Genomic DNA, 17624 nt, shown 5'->3' with positions numbered 1-17624 from the left:
GCACCGGCCCCTCAACCGGCTCCGCGGACCCCGACGGGCGGACTCCCGGAGCCGCATCCGACCCGCGTGCGGGCGGGAACACGTCGGACGCCGGAGCCGCGCCGGACACCGCCGCGGCCTCCCCGGACACCGGCACGGAGGATCCCGTGGCGGATGTCGGCTCCGCCGGGGAGTCCGTGGGCGCCGGTGGGGTCGGCGCCGGGGAGCCGGGTGCCGGGGTCGACGGCGCCAGCTTCGCGAGGAGTTCGTGCACGCCGAGCGTGCCGCCGCCCCGTTCCACGGACTCGGCGTATGCCGCCGTGTCCTCGTTCACCTCACGCATCAACAGAGCCTCGCCGTCTTCACTGCCGTCGACTTCCTTCACTGGTCCGTGTCCTCTCCGCTCCGCCGGCCCCTCGTCGGCCGTGCCTACCGCTGCCGCCAGGAGCGGAACGCCCGCAGGTGTTCCGGTGTCACCACGGCCTCCAGGTGCTCGTCGTCCTGGTCTCCCGCGCCGAGCGCGGCCAGCAGCCGGCGGGCCGGCACGTTGCGCGGGGTGCGCTCCGCCGTCAGGCGGACCCTGGCGCAGCCGAGTTCGCCCGCCCGGCCGGCCAGCCACTGGAGCAGGCGTTCCTCGACGCCCCGGCCGAGCGCCCGGCAGCTCATCGACCAGGCGAGGACGTCGAGCAGGTCGCCGTCCGCCCGCAGCGCCAGCAGTGCGATCTGTCCGTAGTCGCCGAACCGGTCCCGCGCCGCGGCCGTCCACACCTCGCCGCTCGTGCGCCACCGGTCCAGGTCCCCGCCGTCGGCCGAGCGGCTTCGCAGCGTGAACTGGTTGGTTCGGCGCACCAGTTGCTCGGCACGGCGCACATCGGCCCCGGTCAGCGGGCGGATGTCCACCTCGAGGTCCAGCCGGGCCAGGAACTCCTCGAACCCGGCCTGGGCGCGGACCGCGTCCCGTTCCCGTTCCTGTGCGTAGAACCGGGCGCGCAGCCCGTCCTCGGCGGTGGCCGCCGCGGGCACCAGCGGCCACAACCGGCCGAGGAACGCCGTCAGTTCGGCGGCCGACGGACAGGTCACCGACAGCACCTGCGGAAGCGCGGCACGCATGCGGGCGATCTCCGCGGGGTTGTCGTCGAGGAACAGGAAGCTGTCCGGACCGAGGCCTAGGCCCCGGGCGGCCTCGGCGAGGCGGTCCGGTTTGGGGCCCCAGGCCGCCGACAGCACGCTGAAGTGCTCGGGCTTCAGCAGGCTGTCGGGACGGTCGAGGACGGCGCGGACCGTGTCCTCGTCGTTGTTGCTGACGAGCATCAGCAAGGCGCCCGCCTCCCGCCAGCGCAACAGCCGGCGGGCCAGCAGGGCGCGCGGCCCGGTCAGGTCCACCGACTCCGGTCCCAGCTCCCCGGCCACCCCGCCCCACAGGGTCTCGTCGCCGTCGACCGCGATCACCTTGGGCGCGGGCCGGAGCACCGTCCGCAGGACCTCGGCGAGGGTCAGCGCCACCGCCGCCTGGAACTGTGGTGTGAAGGGCAGGTGGGCCAGCCGTTCGGTGCGTTCGTCGAAGGGTTCCGCGACCGTGTGGTGCCGGGTCCAGTCGTCGGGACCGAGCACCGCGACCCCGGGCACCTCCTCCAGTTCGGCGGCGAGTTCGCGCTCCCAGCGGGTGTAGCGGTCCTCGGGGCGGGCGGTGGGCGGGAAGCCGACGACGAGCGGGGTGCGGGTGCGCTCGGCCAGCGTGCGCACGGCTGCGGGGTAGGCGCCGCGCAGGTCGGTGAGCAGGGCGTCGTCGACCGGGCCGAAGCGCTCGAGGTCGGCTCCGCGCAGCAGGACCACGCCCGCCCGGGTCCGCGGGTCGGCGAGGACACCCGAGGGATCCTGGAGCGCTGCGAGCACCTGGTGGTACGGCGCCTCGGCGACCGACGGCGCCCGTCCGGGCACCAGTTCGCCGATCGCCGTCCCGCACAGCGCCGGCAGGTTGCCGAGGGCGAACGTCGCGGCGAGGGCGACGCGACCCCGTGCGGCCGGTGCGCCGCCCGTGGGTGTCACGGGCGCGGTGGGATCCTGCGCCGCCTCCTCCAGGAGCCGCAGGAACTCCTCCGCGAGTCCGGTCGTGGTCTCCGCGTCGAGGATGTCGAGGTTGTGGTCCAGCCGGATCCGGCCCGCGTCGGGAGTCATGGTGATCATCAGGTCGAGGTCGGAGTAGCCGGTGCCGGCCGGCAGCACCTCGAGGTGGTCCAGGCGGCCTGCGGAGGAGCGGACGTAGTTGAAGTAGACCTCGACCAGCGGGGCCGCGGGCCGGTGCAGGCCCTGCCGGGCGAGGGCCGGCAGCACGTCGGAGAACATCGCGCCCTTGGCGAGGATCTTCTCCAGCCGCCGGTCGGTGCGGCGCAGCACCTCCTCGATGCGCTCCGCCGCCCCGGCCTGCGCGGGGAACGGCACCGGCACCCCGAAGAAGCCCACGGCGTCGTAGGCGTCGGCGTGCATGCGGGTGTCGACGGGCACGGCGAGCACGAAGCGCTCCCGCTCCCGCTTCCTGGCGAGCAGCACGGTGAGGGTGCCGAGGCAGAACGCGGCGGGCGTGACGGCGAGGCGGCTCGCGGCGGCGGACACCCGTGCGCCGAGGCCGTCGGGGATCGTCACGGTGACGCTGCCCGCACGGAACGACCGTACCGGCGGCCGGGGGTGACTGAGCGTCAGGTCGAGTCGGGAGGCGCCCTCGAAGGCCGCGCCCCATGCGGCGGTGCCGTCGGGGTGGCGGCCGCCGCCCTGCTGGGCCTCGATCAGCAGGGAGACGTCGCGGTTGGTGACGGTGCCGTCGAGCGGGGTGCCGGACAGCTCGGCGTCGATCTCCTGCGCGACGAGCAGCAGGGACTGGAGGTCGCTCACCGCGTGGTGGGCGCCGAAGACGAGGACCTGGCCGTGTTCGCCGCCGTCCAGCAGCTCGAACCGCCACAGCGACGGCTTCGCCAGGTCGAACGGCGGTTCCAGCAGCGCGCGCAGCCGGTCGGCTGCTCCGGCGGCGGGCGCGTCGGCGAGGTGGCTCCAGCGCAGCACCGGCTGGGTGAGGTCCCGGTCCACGCGGAGCCGCCATCCGCCCTCGTCGCCGGGGGTGATGCCGGTGCGCAGGGCGGCGTGGCGGGCGGTGAGCCGGGCCAGGATCGCGGTGAGCGCGTCGCGGGTGGTGGGCGTGGTGAGCCGTACCGCGAGACCGATGCCGTGGGCGGCGCCCGGCATGTCCGGCCGGGCGCTGCGCAGCAGCCGCACCACGTCCCGGGTGGCGGGCAGCAGTTCGCGCTCGGGGACCTCCGTGCCGGGGCCGCCGGCCTGCCCCCCGGGAGCGGTCGTACCGCGCTCGGGCAGGGCGGTGGCCAGCATCCGGGCCAGTCCCCGGGTGTCGGCGGCCGAGAACACCTCCGCGGCGGGCAGTTCGGCGCCCAGCTCGCGGGCGAAGTCGTTGCGCAGGCGTACCAGCATCAGGGAGTCCAGGCCGAGTTCCTTCAGGGCGGTGGTCGCGGACACGTCCACGACGCCTCCGGAGACGGCGGTGATCCTGGCCCGTACGTATGCCTCGAGCCAGGTGGCGCGGTCCTCGTCGGTGGTGGCGGCGAACACCTTGCGGACCAGTTCGTCCGAGTCCGCGGTGCCGGCCGGCGCGCCGGCCAGATCGCCCAGGATCGGTCGGGTGCGGACCACGTCGGGGGCGAGGGCCAGCATCTCGCGGTCCAGGGCGAGCGGGGCCAGCTGGCGCCGGGAGGTGGCCAGCACCTTTTCGAACAGCTCGCCGCCCTCCTCCGGGGAGAAGGCGACCAGGCCCGACCTGGCGGTCTCGGCGGCCCGGGTGCCGGAGGCGGCGACCATGCCGACGCCGCTCCAGGCGCCCCAGTCGAGGCTGAGCGCGTGCCGTCCGGCGCGGGAGAGGTGGTGGGCCCAGGCGTCGAGGAAGGCGTTGGCAGCGGAGTACGGGGCCTGTCCGGCGGAGCCGAGCAGCCCGGCCGCCGAGGCGAACAGCACTGTCCTGTCCGCCTCCGGAACGAGCTCGGTGAGCAGGGCGGTGCCGAGGACCTTGGGCGCGAGGACGCGCAGGACCCGCTCCTCGGTCAGGTTGGCGACGGTGGCGTCGTCCAGGACACCGGCCGCGTGCACGACCGTGGTGATGGGCCCGGCGTCCCTTCGCACGGCGTCCAGGGCGGCGGCCAGGGCGGCGCGGTCGGCGACGTCGGCGCGGGCGAGGTGCACGGTGACGCCGCGCCGTTCCAGCCCGGCGATCCAGGCCGCGGCGGCCGGGCCGGGAGTGCCGCGGCTCAGCAGGGCCAGCCGGCGGGCGCCGCGGCGCACCAGCCGCTCGGCCACGACCCGGCCGAGGCCGCCGAGCCCACCGGTGACGAGGTGGACGCCGTCCGGGGTGACGTCGCCGTTTCCGCCGTCGTCCGGGCGGGTGCGGGCGAGGCGCGGCACGAGCCGGCCGGTATCGCGCAGGGCGACGAGTCGTTCGTCGTCGGCGTGGCGCAGCTCGGTCCACAGCGCATCGGCGCCGCCGGTGTCCGGCAGGTCGATCAGGGTGGTCGACAGTTCGGGGTACTCCTGGGCCACGGCGAGGCCGAAGCCCCAGGCGAGCGCCTGCTGCGGATGGGTCACCCGGGTGCTGTCCCCGGCGGCCTGGCTGCCGCGGACGACGACGAACAGGCGCGGGGCGCGGCCCCGGTGCCGGTCGGCGAGCGTCCGCACCAGGTGCAGGGTGCTCAGGCAGCACAGCCGGGCCGCCTTCTCGGCACTGCTGCCGTCCACGACGGCCGGCGCGTCGAGCGCGGACAGCTGGACCACCCGCTCGGGCGGCGCGTCCGCGAACTCCTCGTCCAGCAGCCGCTCCAGCTGGGCCGGGTCGGACGGGTCGAGGGCGTAGCGGCCGGGACCCTCGGCGCCGTAGGTCTCCCCGCGCTGCGCCACCACGTGCGCTGCCGTCGGGTCGAGCCGCCCCGCGAGGTCGTCCGCGACGCCCGTGTCGTCCGCCAGGACCAGCCAGCGGCCTTCGGCGGGGGTCTCCCGGGGCCGGGGGCGGGTCTGCCAGCGGGTCTCGAACAGCGCGCCGTCCAGCGGGGACAGCGCGGCGAGCCGGAACTCCTCGGCCTCCAGGACGAGTCGCTCGTCCTCGTCCCACAGGCACAGGTCGAGGGTCGCGGTGTCGCCGTCCACGGAGCGCAGCGCGCAGGTCACCCACGCGGGCGCGGTGCGCAGCCCGGTGAAGCGCAGCCGGCCGACCCCGGCGGGGACGAAGGCCCGGCCGTCGGGCGCGTCGCTGGGCAGTCCGGCGCTGTGGAAGGCCGCGTCGAGGACGGCGGGGTGCAGCAGATGCCCCTCGGCGGCACGGGGGGTCAGCCGGGCGAGTGCGGCGGAGCGGGTGCGCACTGCCTCGGTCAGGCCCCGGAAGGCGGGCCCGTAGTCGATGCCCAGGGTGGCGAGCCGGGCGTAGAGGGCGGACGGGTCGGCCGTCTCGGTGTGCCGCTCCCGCAGCGCGGCGGGGGTCGGCGGCCCTGTCGCGGCATCGGTGTCCCCGGGTGCCTCCGCGGCTCCCGGCGCGCCGGTGACGAGCCGGCCGGTCATGTGCCGCTCCCACCGGCCACCGGGTGCGGACGCGGCGACGGTGAAGTCGCGGGCGCCGTCGACGGCGGGCCGCAGCACCAGTTGCAGGGTCACGGGCCCGTCCTCGGCCAGGCGCAGCGGCCGCAGGAAGGTGACGTCGGCCAGCCGGGTGCCCGCGCCACCGCCCCCGGGATGCAGGGCCGCCGCGGCCTGGAGTGCCATGCCGAGGAAGGCCGATCCGGGGAGCCACACCTCGCCGCCGACGCGGTGGTCCGTCAGGTAGGCGAACCGCCGGTCGCGCAGGTCCACTTCACTCTGGAAGAGGTGCCGGTCGGGCTCGTCGCTGGCCTCGACATGGGTGCCGAGGAGCGGGGAGGAGCCGGACGCGGCGGCCGGGGCGGGAGCGAGCCAGTGGCGGTCCCGGGCGAAGGCGTACGTGGGCAAATCGACCCGGCGTCCGGCCGGGAACAGGGCCGCGAGGTCGGGGGTGTGCCCGGCCGCGTACAGCTCGCCGACCCTGCCCAGCAGGACGGCGCGGCCGTCCCTCTGCCGGCGCAGCGAGGCGATGCCGGCCGCTTCGGTCCCGGCCTCGGCCGCCACCGCCTCGACGGACGCGGTGAGCGACGGGTGCGGGCTGAGCTCGACGAAGTGGCGGTAGCCGTCGTCGAGCATGCGGCGGATCGTGTCGGCGAAGCGCACGGGCCGGCGCAGATTGGCGAACCAGTAGGCGGCATCGAGGTGTTCGCCCGCAACGGGCTCGGCGCGTACGGCCGAGTACAGCGGCGTGTGCGCCGGTGCGGCCCGGACGGTGGAGAACGCCGTCAGGAGTTCCTCGCCCAGCGGCTCCATCAGCGGGGTGTGGGAGGCGAACGGCGTCGACAGCCGGCGCACGGTCACCCCGCGCGCCTCCAATCGCTCCCGGAGTTCGGTCAGGGCGCCGGACTCGCCCGAAACGGCTGTGGAGTGGGGGGAGTTGACCGCGGCGACGAACAGCCGGCCGGCGTACGGCTCGAGGAGTTCCTCGACGTCGGCGGGCGGCAGGTCCACGGCCACCATGCCGCCCTGGCCGACCAGCGGGCGGACCGCGTGGGCGCGTGCCGTCACCACGGTGACGGCGTCGTCGAGGCCGAGGGCGCCCGCGGTGTAGGCGGCGGCGATCTCGCCGAGGCTGTGCCCGACGACGGCGTCGGGGGTGACGCCGAGCGCGCGCCAGGCGGCGGCCAGGGACGCGTTGACGGCGAAGAGGACCGGCTGGAGGTATTCGGTGCGGTCGAGCGGGGAGAACTCCTCCGGGGCACGCAGCACGTTGAGGACCGACCAGCCGACGTGCCGCCGCACGGCCTCGTCGACGCGGGTGAGTTCCTCGCGGAACGCCGGCGACTCGGCCATCAGTTCCAGGCCCATGCCGGGCCACTGTCCGCCGTGCCCGGCGAAGACGAAGGCCACCTTGCCGCCGGGTTCCTGGCGGGCGGGCGCCAAGGGCATCCGTCCGCTCGCCAACGCGTCGAGCCGGGCGAGCAGTTCGTCGCGTCCGGCCGCCACGAGTCCGGCGCGCCGCTCGAAGTGGCTGCGGTGGCGGGCGAGCGTGTACGCCACGTCGGACAGGGTGTCCTCGTCGCCGATGGTGCCGAGGTGCCGGGCCAGCCGCGCGGCCTGCCCGCGCAGCGCGTGCTCGCTGCGCGCGGACAGCACGAAGAGCCCGTCGCCCGGGGCGCTTCGCGGCTCCGCGCCGGGGGCGTCCGCGGCCGGGGCCTCCTCGACGATCACGTGCGCGTTCGTGCCGCTGATGCCGAACGCGCTCACCCCGGCCCGGCGGGTCCGCCCGCCCGCGGGCCAGGCCGTCGGCTCGCGCACCAGGCGCAGTCCGCTCTCGTCCCACTCCACGTGACGGCTGGGCGTGCCGGCGTGCAGGGTGGGCGGCAGGGCCTCGTGGCGCAGCGCCTCGACGACCTTGATCAGTCCGGCGATGCCCGAAGCGGCCTGCACGTGGCCGATGTTGGACTTGAGGGATCCCAGGTGCAGCGGGCGGTCCCCTGGGCGCGAGGCGGCGAAGACCTCCGTGAGGGCATTGGCCTCGATCGGGTCGCCCAGCGTGGTGCCGGTGCCGTGGGCCTCCACGTAGTCGATGTCGGCGGGGGTCAGCCCGGAGCGCTCCAGGGCCCGCCGGATCACCCGTTCCTGCGCGGGGCCGTTGGGGGCGGACAGGCCCTGGCTGCGGCCGTCCTGGTTGACGGCGGTGCCGCGCAGCACGGCCAGCACCTCGTCGCCGTCGCGCCGCGCGTCGGAGAGCCGCTTCAGTACGACCATGCCGGCTCCCTCGGCCCAGACGGCGCCGTCGGCGTCGTCGGAGAAGGAACGGCAGCGGCCGGTCGGGGACAGGCCGCGCAGCCGGCTGAACTCCACGAACGTCTGCGGGGTGACCATGAGCGTCACACCGCCGGCGAGGGCGAGGTCGCACTCGCCGGAGCGCAGTGCCTGGGCGGCCAGGTGGGTCGCCACCAGGGACGAGGAGCAGGCCGTGTCCACGGTCATCGCCGGGCCGTGCAGCCCGAGCGCGTAGGCGAGCCGGCCCGAGGCCACGCTGAGCGCGGACCCGGTGCCGACGTAGCCGTCGAGCTGGTCCAGGCGCGAGCCGGCCAGATAGTCGCTGCCGAACATGCCGACGTACACCCCGGTGGTGCTGCCCGCCAGTTCGCCGGGGACGATCCCGGCGCGTTCCAGGGCCTCCCAGGCGGTCTCCAGCAGCAGGCGCTGCTGGGGGTCCATGGCGGCCGCCTCCTTGGGGGTGATGCCGAAGAAGCCGGCGTCGAAGGACTCGATGTCGTCGAGGAAGCCGCCCTCGCGGGCGTAGGTCTTGCCGGGGGTGTCGGGGTCGGGGTCGTAGAGGGACTCCACGTCCCAGCGGCCGGCGGGGAACGGGCCCACCGCGTCCCGGCCCTCGGCGACCAGCCGCCACAGGGCCTCGGGGTCGTCGGCGCCGCCCGGCAGCCGGCAGGCCGTGGCGACGAGGGCGATCGGCTCGTCGGAGGCCGGGGCGTCACCGGCGGCGGGGCGGGGGGTGGTGGTGGCGCGGGCACCGGTCCGGCCGTCGGGGAGGACGGTGGTGAGCAGGTGGGCGGTGAGCCGGGCGGGGGTGGGATGGTCGAACAGCAGGGTGGCGGGGAGCCGGGTGCCGAGTCGGGCGCCGAGGCGGTTGCGCAGTTCGACCGCCGTCACGGAGTCCATGCCGAGGTCCCGCAGCGGCTGGTCCGGGCGGACGGTCTCCGCCGTGCGCAGTCCGAGGGTGCGGGCGGCCTCCTCGCGGACCAGGGCGAGGAGGCGGGCGGAGCGTTCGACTTCCGGCAGCCCGGCCAGGCGGCCGATGAGCCCTCCGCCGGGAGCCCGTTCGGCGGGGGGCGCGGGCAGCAGCGTGCGCCACAGCGCCGCCGGGCCGTCGGGCCCGGAGGTGACGGCGTCGCGCAGGCGGGGCAGGTCGAGGGCCCAGGCGACCAGGTGCGGGGCGGGGCGGCGCAGGGAGAGCTCGACGAGGTCGCGGCCCTGTTCGGGGCTGAGGGCGCGGTGGCCGCGGCGGGCCATGCGGTCCAGGTCCGCGTGCTCGGCGGCCAGCCCCTGGCCGGCCCAGGCGCCGAACGAGAGGGACTGGGCGGACAGGCCGAGGGCCCGGCGGTGGTGGGCCAGTTGGTCGAGGAAGGCGTTGGCCGCCGCGTAGTTGCCCTGGCCCGCGTTGCCGACGACACCGGCCGCCGAGGAGATCAGCAGGAACAGGTCGAGCGGCAGATCGCGGGTGAGGCGGTGCAGGTGGGCGGCGCCGTCGACCTTGGGCCGCAGCACCTCGGCGAGGCGCTCGGGCGTCAGTTCGGCGACCAGGCCGTCGGCCAGCACGCCGGCACAGTGCACGACACCCCTCAGGGGTGCCGGTCCTCCGGCCCGGGCGAGCACCTCGGCCACGGCGGCCCCGTCGGCGACGTCGCAGGCGACCACGTCCGCTTCGGCGCCGAGGGCTACGAGCTCGGCGGTGACCTCGGCGGCCCGCGGGTCCGCGGCGCCCCGCCGGGAGGTCAGCAGCAGCCGCGGCACGCCCCGTTCGGCCAGCAGCCGGGCGATCGTACGGCCGATCGCGCCGAGTCCCCCGGTGATCAGCACGGTCCCGTCGGTGCGCACCGGCGCCGCCCGGCCGACCAGATCGAGCACGACGGGCCCCGCGGCCGCGGCCCGCCGCAGCGCCTCGCGGCCGGCGCCGACGTGCAGCACCCGGGACTGCGGACCGGATGCGTCACCGGCGGGCGGGTCGACCGCGGACGCGTCGGAGCCCGTGACGTGGACGGCTCGGGCGGGGGCCATGACGGGCGGGACGGTGTCGCCGCCCGAGGTCACCCGCGCGGCGCCGGAACCGGACGGAACCGGCGCGTGCGCGTCCGCCGCGTCACCACCGGACCCGACCGCCGCGGACCCACCGGGCGCGGCGGCCACCTCGTCGGGACCCGGCACACCCGGACGCGGGCCGGGCCCCTCGCCCCACACGCCCGTCACATCACCCGGGCCCGCCTCACCCCCTCCCTCACCGAACGCGACCGCCGCCGTCTCCCCGCCCGACTCGACCAGGGACCGGGCGGCACCCTCGTGGCCGGCCCGGTTCGCCGCGGAGGCGTCGCGGCCGGTGGCGTACAGGTCGGCCACGGCCGTGGTGAACGGGGTCGTGTCCGGGAGCACGGTGATCCAACCGGCCTCGGCGACCACCTCCGAGCCGGGCGCGCCCTCGGTCAGGGCGGCGACCCGCAGGCCGGCGGCGAGTCCCTCGACGCCGGCACCCGTCTCGGTGATCACCCCGGCGCACACGGTGGGCCCGGCTTGGTCGCCGAGGGCGACGGCGTGCACCTGGATCCGCACCCGGCCGGTCGCCGGTTCCCGGGCGGCGACGGCGCGCAGCTCCGGTTCGTCGGGGAAGCCCACCAGTTCGTACCGGTCCCCGGCCGGGACGCGCAGCTCGTCCTCGGGGCGTGCCCGGACCAGTCGGGGAACCAGCAACACCCCGTCACGCAGAGCCAGTTCGGGTTCGCCGGGGTGACCGGCGGCGGTGAGCAGGGCGTCCACGGCGCCGGGTCCGTCGAGGTCGAGCAGGGTGAGTCCGAGATCGGGGTGCTCGGCGCGGGCGCTGCGGGCGAGGCCCCACAGGACGGACTGGGCGAGGCCGGGCACGGCGTCCCGGTCACCGGCCGCGACCGCTCCCCGGGTCACCCAGAAGACCCGGGCCGGTGCCTCGTCGGGCGCGAGGGCGATCAGGTCGCGCAGTTCGTCCAGCGCGGTGGCCGCCAACTCCCGGGCCGCGGGGGCAGTTTCGGCGTCCGGGGCGGGCAGCGGCCACAGGCGCACCAGGACGTCGGCGTCCGCTCCGGTGGTGACACCGGCGGCTTGCAGTTCCCGTACGGTCCCGGCTGCCTGCGCGGGCTCGCCGACGACCCGCCAGGCACCGTCGTGCTGCCCCGCCGCCGCCCCGGGCACCGGTGTCCACGCCACCTCGTAGAGGTGCCGGGCGTTCTCGGAGGCCCCGTTCAGGTCGGAGGGGTCGGCGGCGCGCAGGCGCACGCCCTCCAGCCGGCCGGCCGGGAAGCCGTCGACGTCCCACAGGGACACGTCCAGGATGACGTCCGTGCCGGAGGTTCCGGTGCGCCGCACCCACGCGGTCAGGTCGCCCGCACCGCCGGGCGGCAGGACGCAGCGGCCCACCGCGACGGGCAGCAGGACCCGGTCGTCGGACGGGGCGAGGGCGGCGGTCACGTGCAGCGCGGCGTCCAGCAGCGCCGGGTGGACGGGGTAGGCGTGGGCCGTGTCGCGGGCCGGCGCCGGCAGCGACAGCCGGGCCAGCAGCTCGCCGTCGCCGGTGCATACGGCCTCCCGTACGCACCGGAAGGCCGGGCCGTAGCCGAGGCCGAGTCCGGCCAGTCGCTCGTACGAGCCCTCGTCCCAGGCCGGTTCGGCGTCCTCGGGCCGGACGGGCGGCCGCCCGTCCGGCAGCGGTGCGCGGGTGTCCGCGGTCGCGGTGGCGTGGAGGGTCCAGCCGGTGATCTCCTGGCCGCGGCGGCGGCTGTGCACGGTGACCTCGGGTGCGGCTGCGGAGGTGACGACCTCGACGGACACCTCGACCGTGCCGGAGGCGGGCAGGATCAGCGGGGCCGCCAGGAGGAGGTCGGTGACGTCGTCCGGGCTCTGCGGGCGGGCCACCGCGAGGGCGGCGCGGCACAGCTCCATCAGGGTCGTGCCGGAGACCACGGTACGGCCGAACACCTCGTGGTCGGGGAGCCATTCGGCCGTGGCGGGCGACCATTCGCCGCGGAAGGTCCAGCGGGTCTCGTCCGCCGACTGCAGCTGGACGCCGAGCAGCGGGTGCGCGGCCCGGTCGAAGAGGCCGGGCGCGGTGGCGGCACCGGTGGGCTCGGACCAGTGGCGCAGGGCTTCCCACGGGTAGGTCGGCAGGTCGGCGGGGGCGGCGGCGGGTACCAGGCGGCGCCAGTCGACGGGCCGTCCGTGTGCGTGGAGTTCGGCGGCGGCCCGGTGCAGGCAGTCGGTCCCGTTCTCGTCGCGGCGCAACGAGCCCACGGCGACGACGGCCGCGCCCGCGTCCAGGCCGTCCTGGCTTTCCTCGGCGCCGTCCTCGGCGACGGTGCGGATCGCGGTGAGCAGGGAAGGGTGCGGGCCGAGTTCGACGAACCAGCGGTGACCGTCGGCGATCATCCGTTCGACGGTGGAGGCGAAGCGGACGGGTTCGCGCAGGTTGGTGTACCAGTAGCCGGCGTCCAGTTCCCCGGTGACGGGCTCACCGGTGACCGTGGAGTACCAGGTGACGGCCGTGGGGACGGTGACGACGCCGTCGAGTTCGTCGAGGAGGTCCGCGCGGACCGGCTCGACCCCGGGGCTGTGGGAGGCGTAGTCGACGTCGAGCCGGCGGGCGAAGACCTGCTCGCGGTCCAGGTCGGCGAGCAGTGCCTTCAGTGGCCGGGTCTCGCCCGCGATCACGGTGGAGCGGGCACTGTTGACGGCGGCGACGGACACCCGGCCGTCGCCGCCGGCCAGGCGGGCCTCGACCTCCGTGTGCGGGAGGGCGACGACGGCCATGGTGCCGGTGCCGGACAGTCCGGTCAGCGCCTGGCTGCGCAGGGCGACCACGGCGGCGGCGTCGTTCAGGCTGAGCGCGCCCGCGACGCAGGCGGCGGCGACCTCGCCCTGGCTGTGCCCGACCACGGCGTCCGGGCGGACGCCGCGGGCCCGCCACACGGCGGCCAAGGACACCATCACGGCGAACAGGACCGGCTGGACGACGTCCACGCGGTCCAGCGAGGGGGCGCCTGGGTCGTCGCGCAGCACGGCCGCGGCCGACCAGGTGGTGAAGGGGCGCAGGGCGGCGTCGCAGCGGTCGAACTCGTCGGCGAACACGGGGTCCTGGGCGAGGAGGTCGCGGGCCATGCCGGCCCACTGGGAGCCCTGGCCGGGCAGGACGAACGCCACCTTGCCGTGCGGCCGGGCCCGGTGCGGGCCCACGACGGATTCGGCCCCGTCCTCCCCCGCGGCGAGTCGGCGCAGCGCGGTGAGCAGCGTGTCGCGGTCGGCCGCGGGGACGACGGCCCGGTGCTCGAAGTGGGTGCGGTGGTGGGCCAGGGTGGCGGCCACCGCGGGCAGCGGCAGTTCGGGCCGCGCGGCGAGCGTGTGCAGCAGGCGGTCGGCCTGCCGCCGCAGCGCGGCCGGCGTGCGGGCGGACAGGGGGAACAGGAGGCTGCCGCCGGGCTCGCCGGTCGCCGGCGGCGCGGGTTCGCGGGGAGCTTCCTCGAGGACGACGTGCGCGTTGGTGCCGCTGATCCCGAACGCGCTCACCCCGGCCCGGCGGACACGGCCGGCCTCGCGCGGCCACTTCTCGGCGCCGTCGAGGAGGCGCAGGCCGCCGGCCGCCCAGTCGATGTGCTCGGTCGGTGTGCCGGCGTCGAGGGACGCGGGAAGGGTCTCGTGCCGCATGGCCAGGACGGTCTTGATGACGCCGCCGATGCCGGCGGCCGCCTGGGTGTGGCCGATGTTGGACTTCAGCGAGCCGATGGCGAGCGGCCGGTCGGCGGGGCGCCCGGGGCCGAACACCCGGGCCAGCGCACCGCCTTCGACGGGGTCCCCGAGCCGCGTGCCGGTGCCGTGCGTCTCGACGTAGTCGATGTCGTCCGGTCCCAGTCCGGCCGCGTCGAGGGCGGCGCGCAGCACCCGTTCCTGGGCGCGGCCGTTGGGGGCGCTCAGGCCCTGGCTGCGGCCGTCCTGGTTGGTCGCCGAGCCCTTGACGACCGCGAGGACCCGGTCGCCGTCGTGCCGGGCGTCCGCCAGGCGCTTGAGCAGCACCAAGCCGCATCCCTCGGCCCACACCACGCCGTCGGCGTCCGCCGAGAAGGGGCTGCACCGGCCGGTGGGCGACAGGGCGCGCAGCCGGCTGAACTCCACGTGTGCACGAGGTGTGACCAGCAGGGTCGCACCGCCCGCGAGCGCCAGGTCGCACTCCCCCGCCAGCAGGGCCCGCGCCGCGAGGTGCAGGGCGACCAGGGAGGAGGAGCAGGCGGTGTCCACGGTGACGGCCGGGCCCTCCAGGCCGAGGGCGTAGGCGATGCGCCCGGAGGCCACGGCGGCCGCGGAGCCGGTGCCGACGTGCCCGTCCAGCCGGTCGAGTCCGGCGGCGGCGAGGTAGCCGCTGTCGTAGAGGCCGACGTAGACGCCGGTGGCGCTGCCGTTCAGGGTGCCGGGGACGATGCCGGCCCGCTCGACGGCCTCCCAGGCGGTCTGGAGCAGCAGCCGCTGCTGCGGGTCCATGGCCTCGGCCTCGCGGGGCGAGATGCCGAAGAACGCCGCGTCGAAGCGGTCGATGCCGGACAGGAAGCCGCCGCGCAGGCTGTAGGCCCTGCCGGTGGCTTCCGGGTCGGGGTCGTACAGGTGCCGGGTGTCCCAGCGGCCGTCGGGCACCTCGGTCAGGGCGTCCCGGCCGTCGGCGAGCAGTCGCCAGAACGCGTCCGGGTCGTCGGCGCCGCCGGGGAACCGGCACGCCATGGAGACGATCGCGATGTCGCCGTCGGCGCCGGGGGGCGGCCCGGTCCGGGCACGGCCGGGCGACGTCCGGGCGCGGGGCTCCTCCCGCCCGGCACCGGACCGCGTACGGATGTGGGGCTCCTCCTCGCCCAGGACCGCCGCGGCGAGGGCGGTGACCGTGGGGTGGTCGAAGACCGCGGAGGCGTCGGGCGTCCGGCCGGTGCGGTCGGCGAGTTCGGCGGCCAGTGTCATCAACTGCCGCGAGCCGAGGCCGAATTCGGCGATGGGCCGGTCGGGGTCGACGGTCACCGGGTCGAGTCCGGTTGCCTCGGCGACGGCCGACACAAGCCACGCCCGCACGTCGTCCACGGTGGTCAGGGGCGGCTCTTCGGACGCGTTCGGGGACTCGTTCGCAGGCATGTCGGACACGGGTGACCTCGTGGACTCTGGCTCTGGTAAGGGCAGGTGGTGACGGCTGCGGGCGGGCGCAACCGGTGGCGCCGGTCGAACGGGTTGGTGCCGGCTGCGCGGTCGGCGCGGCGGCGAGGCGGTCGGCGCGCTCGCACGGTGCGTACGGGCCGGGGGCGGTGTGCGAGGGCCACCGCCGCCCGCCGGGGTCACCCGGCGGCGGGCACGCCGATCGGGGAGAGGGTGCCGTCGAGGTAGGCGGCCCGGCAGGCGTGACGCTGGATCTTTCCGCTGGAGGTCTTGGGGATGGTGCCCGGCCGGACCAGGACCACCTGGCGTACGGCGAGTCCGTGGGTGTCTCCGATGGCCCTGCGGACCACGTCGGTGATCTTGTCGGCCTCGGCGGCGGCGTCCGGGGCCGTCTCGGCCACGAGCACGGCCTGTTCGCCCTCGACACCGGCGTCGACGGAGAAGGCGGCGGTGCAGCCCGGCCGCAGTGCGGGGTGCGCCGTCTCGGCGGAGAGTTCGAGGTCCTGCGGGTAGTGGTTGCGGCCGTCGACGACGATGAGGTCCTTGATCCGGCCGGTGACGAACAGTTCGCCGTCGCGCAGGAACCCGAGGTCGCCGGTGCGCAGGAGGCGGCCGTCACGTCCGGCGACACCGGCGCGGAAGGTCTCACGGGTGGCGAGGGCGTTGCGCCAGTAGCCCTTGGCGACGCTCGCGCCGCCGACCCGGATCTCGCCGACCTCGCCGTCGGGCAGTTCCTCGTGCGTCTCAGGGTCGGCGATCACCACGGTCAGGCCGGGTCCGGGGCGGCCGGTGCCGACCGCCGCCGCGTCCGCGGCCCCCGCGTGCGGCCCGTCGGCGTCCAGCAGGACGGGCCCGGCGCCCGGCGAGCCGCCGGTGACCATCAAGGTGGCCTCGGCCAGTCCGTAGCAGGGGTAGAGGGCCTCGCGGCGGAAGCCGGCCGGGGCGAACGTGTCGGCGAAGCGCCGCAGGGTGGCGGCCCGCACGGGCTCGGCGCCGTTGAAGGCGACCTGCCAGTCGCCGAGGTGGAGACCGTCGACGAAGGCGGGCGTGGCGTGCCTGAGGGAGAGTTCGTAGGCGAAGTTGGGAGCGCCGCTGGTGTGCGGGCGGTAGCGGCTGACGGCGTCGAGCCAGCGCCCCGGCTGCTGGAGGAAGTGCAGCGGGGAGAACAGGGTGCTGGTGGCGCCGAGGTACACGGTGTTGAGGACGGGGCCGATCAGGCCCATGTCGTGATACACCGGCAGCCAGCTGACGAACAGTTCGCCGCCGTGCGCGGCAACGGCGTCGGAAGTGTGACCCATGCGTTGGGTGATGATCCGCTCGTTGTCGAGCAGGTTGCCGTGGGTGACCATCACTCCGCGTGGTGCGGACGTGGAGCCGGAGGTGTACTGGAGGAAGGCGACGGTGTCCGCGTCGAGTGTGGGCTCGCGCCAGTCGGCGGACAGGTCGTCGGGGATGTCCTCGGTGGCGACGCGGGTGACCTCGGCCGGTTCCGGAAGGTGTTGGTCCATGGTGCCGAGCGCGTCGATCACCTCGCGACCGCCCAGGATCACCGTGGCGTCGGCGTCCGCCATCAGGCGCCTCATCCGGGTCAGGGCCCGGTGGTTGTGGGAGCGTCCCCGCGGGGGCACCCCGGGGACGGCGACCACGCCCGCCGCGAGGCAGCCGAGGTAGCCGGCTATGAACTCCAGGCCGGGCGGGTACAGCAGCATGGCGCGGGAGCCGGTCAGGCCCCGGTCCTGGAGCCAGGAGGCGATGGCCCGGGCGCGGTCGGCGAGGCGCCCGTAGGAGATGTCCTGGACCTCCCCGTCGGAGTCGCCCGTGACGAGGAAACGGTAGGCGGTCCGGTCGGGGTGCTCGGCGGCGTGGGTGATCAGCAGGTCGACCAGGGAACGGGCCATAGGAGGAGACTCACCTGTTCTGCGTCGGTGCGAGGAACCGGAGTTCGAGGGCCGCGTCCCTTGAACGCGCGGAAGCCGTGGCCGCCCCGGCCCCCTTGCCCGAGCGTCCGTCCCGACACCTCGGGGTGCGACGGTGTGGTCGACACCGTCCCCCCGTACCCCCGTCTAGCTGCTTACTACCGCCAGTAGCACGATGGCAAGCACGTCCTCCCGGCGGACCGGACGGACGGAAACACTGCGAATCCAACGGAGTTGGACGCGTATTCGACCGTAGCAGACATGTGTGGCGCGGCCGTGACGGTACGCCGGAGGCCCGGCCACCGGGTCGTTCACGGCGGCCGGGCCCCGGGCGAAGCGGCGTGCTCAGCCGCCGTTCAGCCGTGCGCGCAGGAGTTCCTTGCCCAGTTCGGCGCCCTTGCGGCTGTCCGCCTGGGCCTTGCGGAAGAGGTCCGCCACCTCGTCGTCCTTGGCGCGCTCGGCGTCCTGGATGTAGGTCTCCAGGCGCAGCGCGTTGCTCAGGCACGCCTCGACGTACCAGATCAGGTTGTAGTCCTTGTCCTGCGTGCCGGTCACGCCGCCGGTCTCGGTCTCACTGGTCATTCGGGCCTCCTTGTCGCGATGATCGTTCCGGGCCCGTCCGCCCCGATCCGCGCTGCCGGGGGAACGGACTCCACAGCGCGGGCCGGGTAC

At 75.9% G+C, this 17624-nt stretch carries 3 protein-coding genes and 1 pseudogene; all 4 read right to left on the bottom strand.

Features of this window, described 5'->3' with window-relative positions; translation table 11 throughout:
• Positions 1-364, bottom strand: a pseudogene (locus ACFYOV_RS16200) (hypothetical protein); the annotation flags it as partial.
• Positions 365-408: 44 nt separating this feature from the next.
• Positions 409-15018, bottom strand: a complete 14610-nt coding sequence (locus ACFYOV_RS16195; RefSeq protein ID WP_389087982.1) for an SDR family NAD(P)-dependent oxidoreductase — start codon at positions 15016-15018, stop codon at positions 409-411.
• A 197-nt stretch (positions 15019-15215) separates the two neighbouring features.
• Positions 15216-16934 carry a fatty acyl-AMP ligase gene (locus ACFYOV_RS16190; RefSeq protein WP_389087980.1) on the bottom strand — a complete coding sequence of 573 codons (1719 nt, stop codon included), beginning with the start codon at positions 16932-16934 and terminating at the stop codon, positions 15216-15218.
• Positions 16935-17297: 363 nt separating this feature from the next.
• On the bottom strand, positions 17298-17534 hold the full coding sequence (locus tag ACFYOV_RS16185) for a hypothetical protein (protein ID WP_389087977.1): 237 nt from the start codon (positions 17532-17534) through the stop codon (positions 17298-17300).
• Positions 17535-17624: the final 90 nt, after the last annotated feature.

Source organism: Streptomyces sp. NPDC005931 (assembly GCF_042871235.1).
GTDB lineage: Bacteria > Actinomycetota > Actinomycetes > Streptomycetales > Streptomycetaceae > Streptomyces.
Note: the sequence above shows the minus strand (reverse complement) of the source record. Positions and strands in the feature narration are given on the sequence as shown.

What these genes read in the sequence shown, in the direction of transcription:
- ACFYOV_RS16190 (WP_389087980.1), bottom strand. Translation starts at nt 16,934, where the DNA reads ATGGCCCGTTCCCTGGTCGACCTGCTGATCACCCACGCCGCCGAGCAC.
- ACFYOV_RS16185 (WP_389087977.1), bottom strand. Translation starts at nt 17,534, where the DNA reads ATGACCAGTGAGACCGAGACCGGCGGCGTGACCGGCACGCAGGACAAG.
- ACFYOV_RS16195 (WP_389087982.1), bottom strand. Translation starts at nt 15,018, where the DNA reads ATGCCTGCGAACGAGTCCCCGAACGCGTCCGAAGAGCCGCCCCTGACC.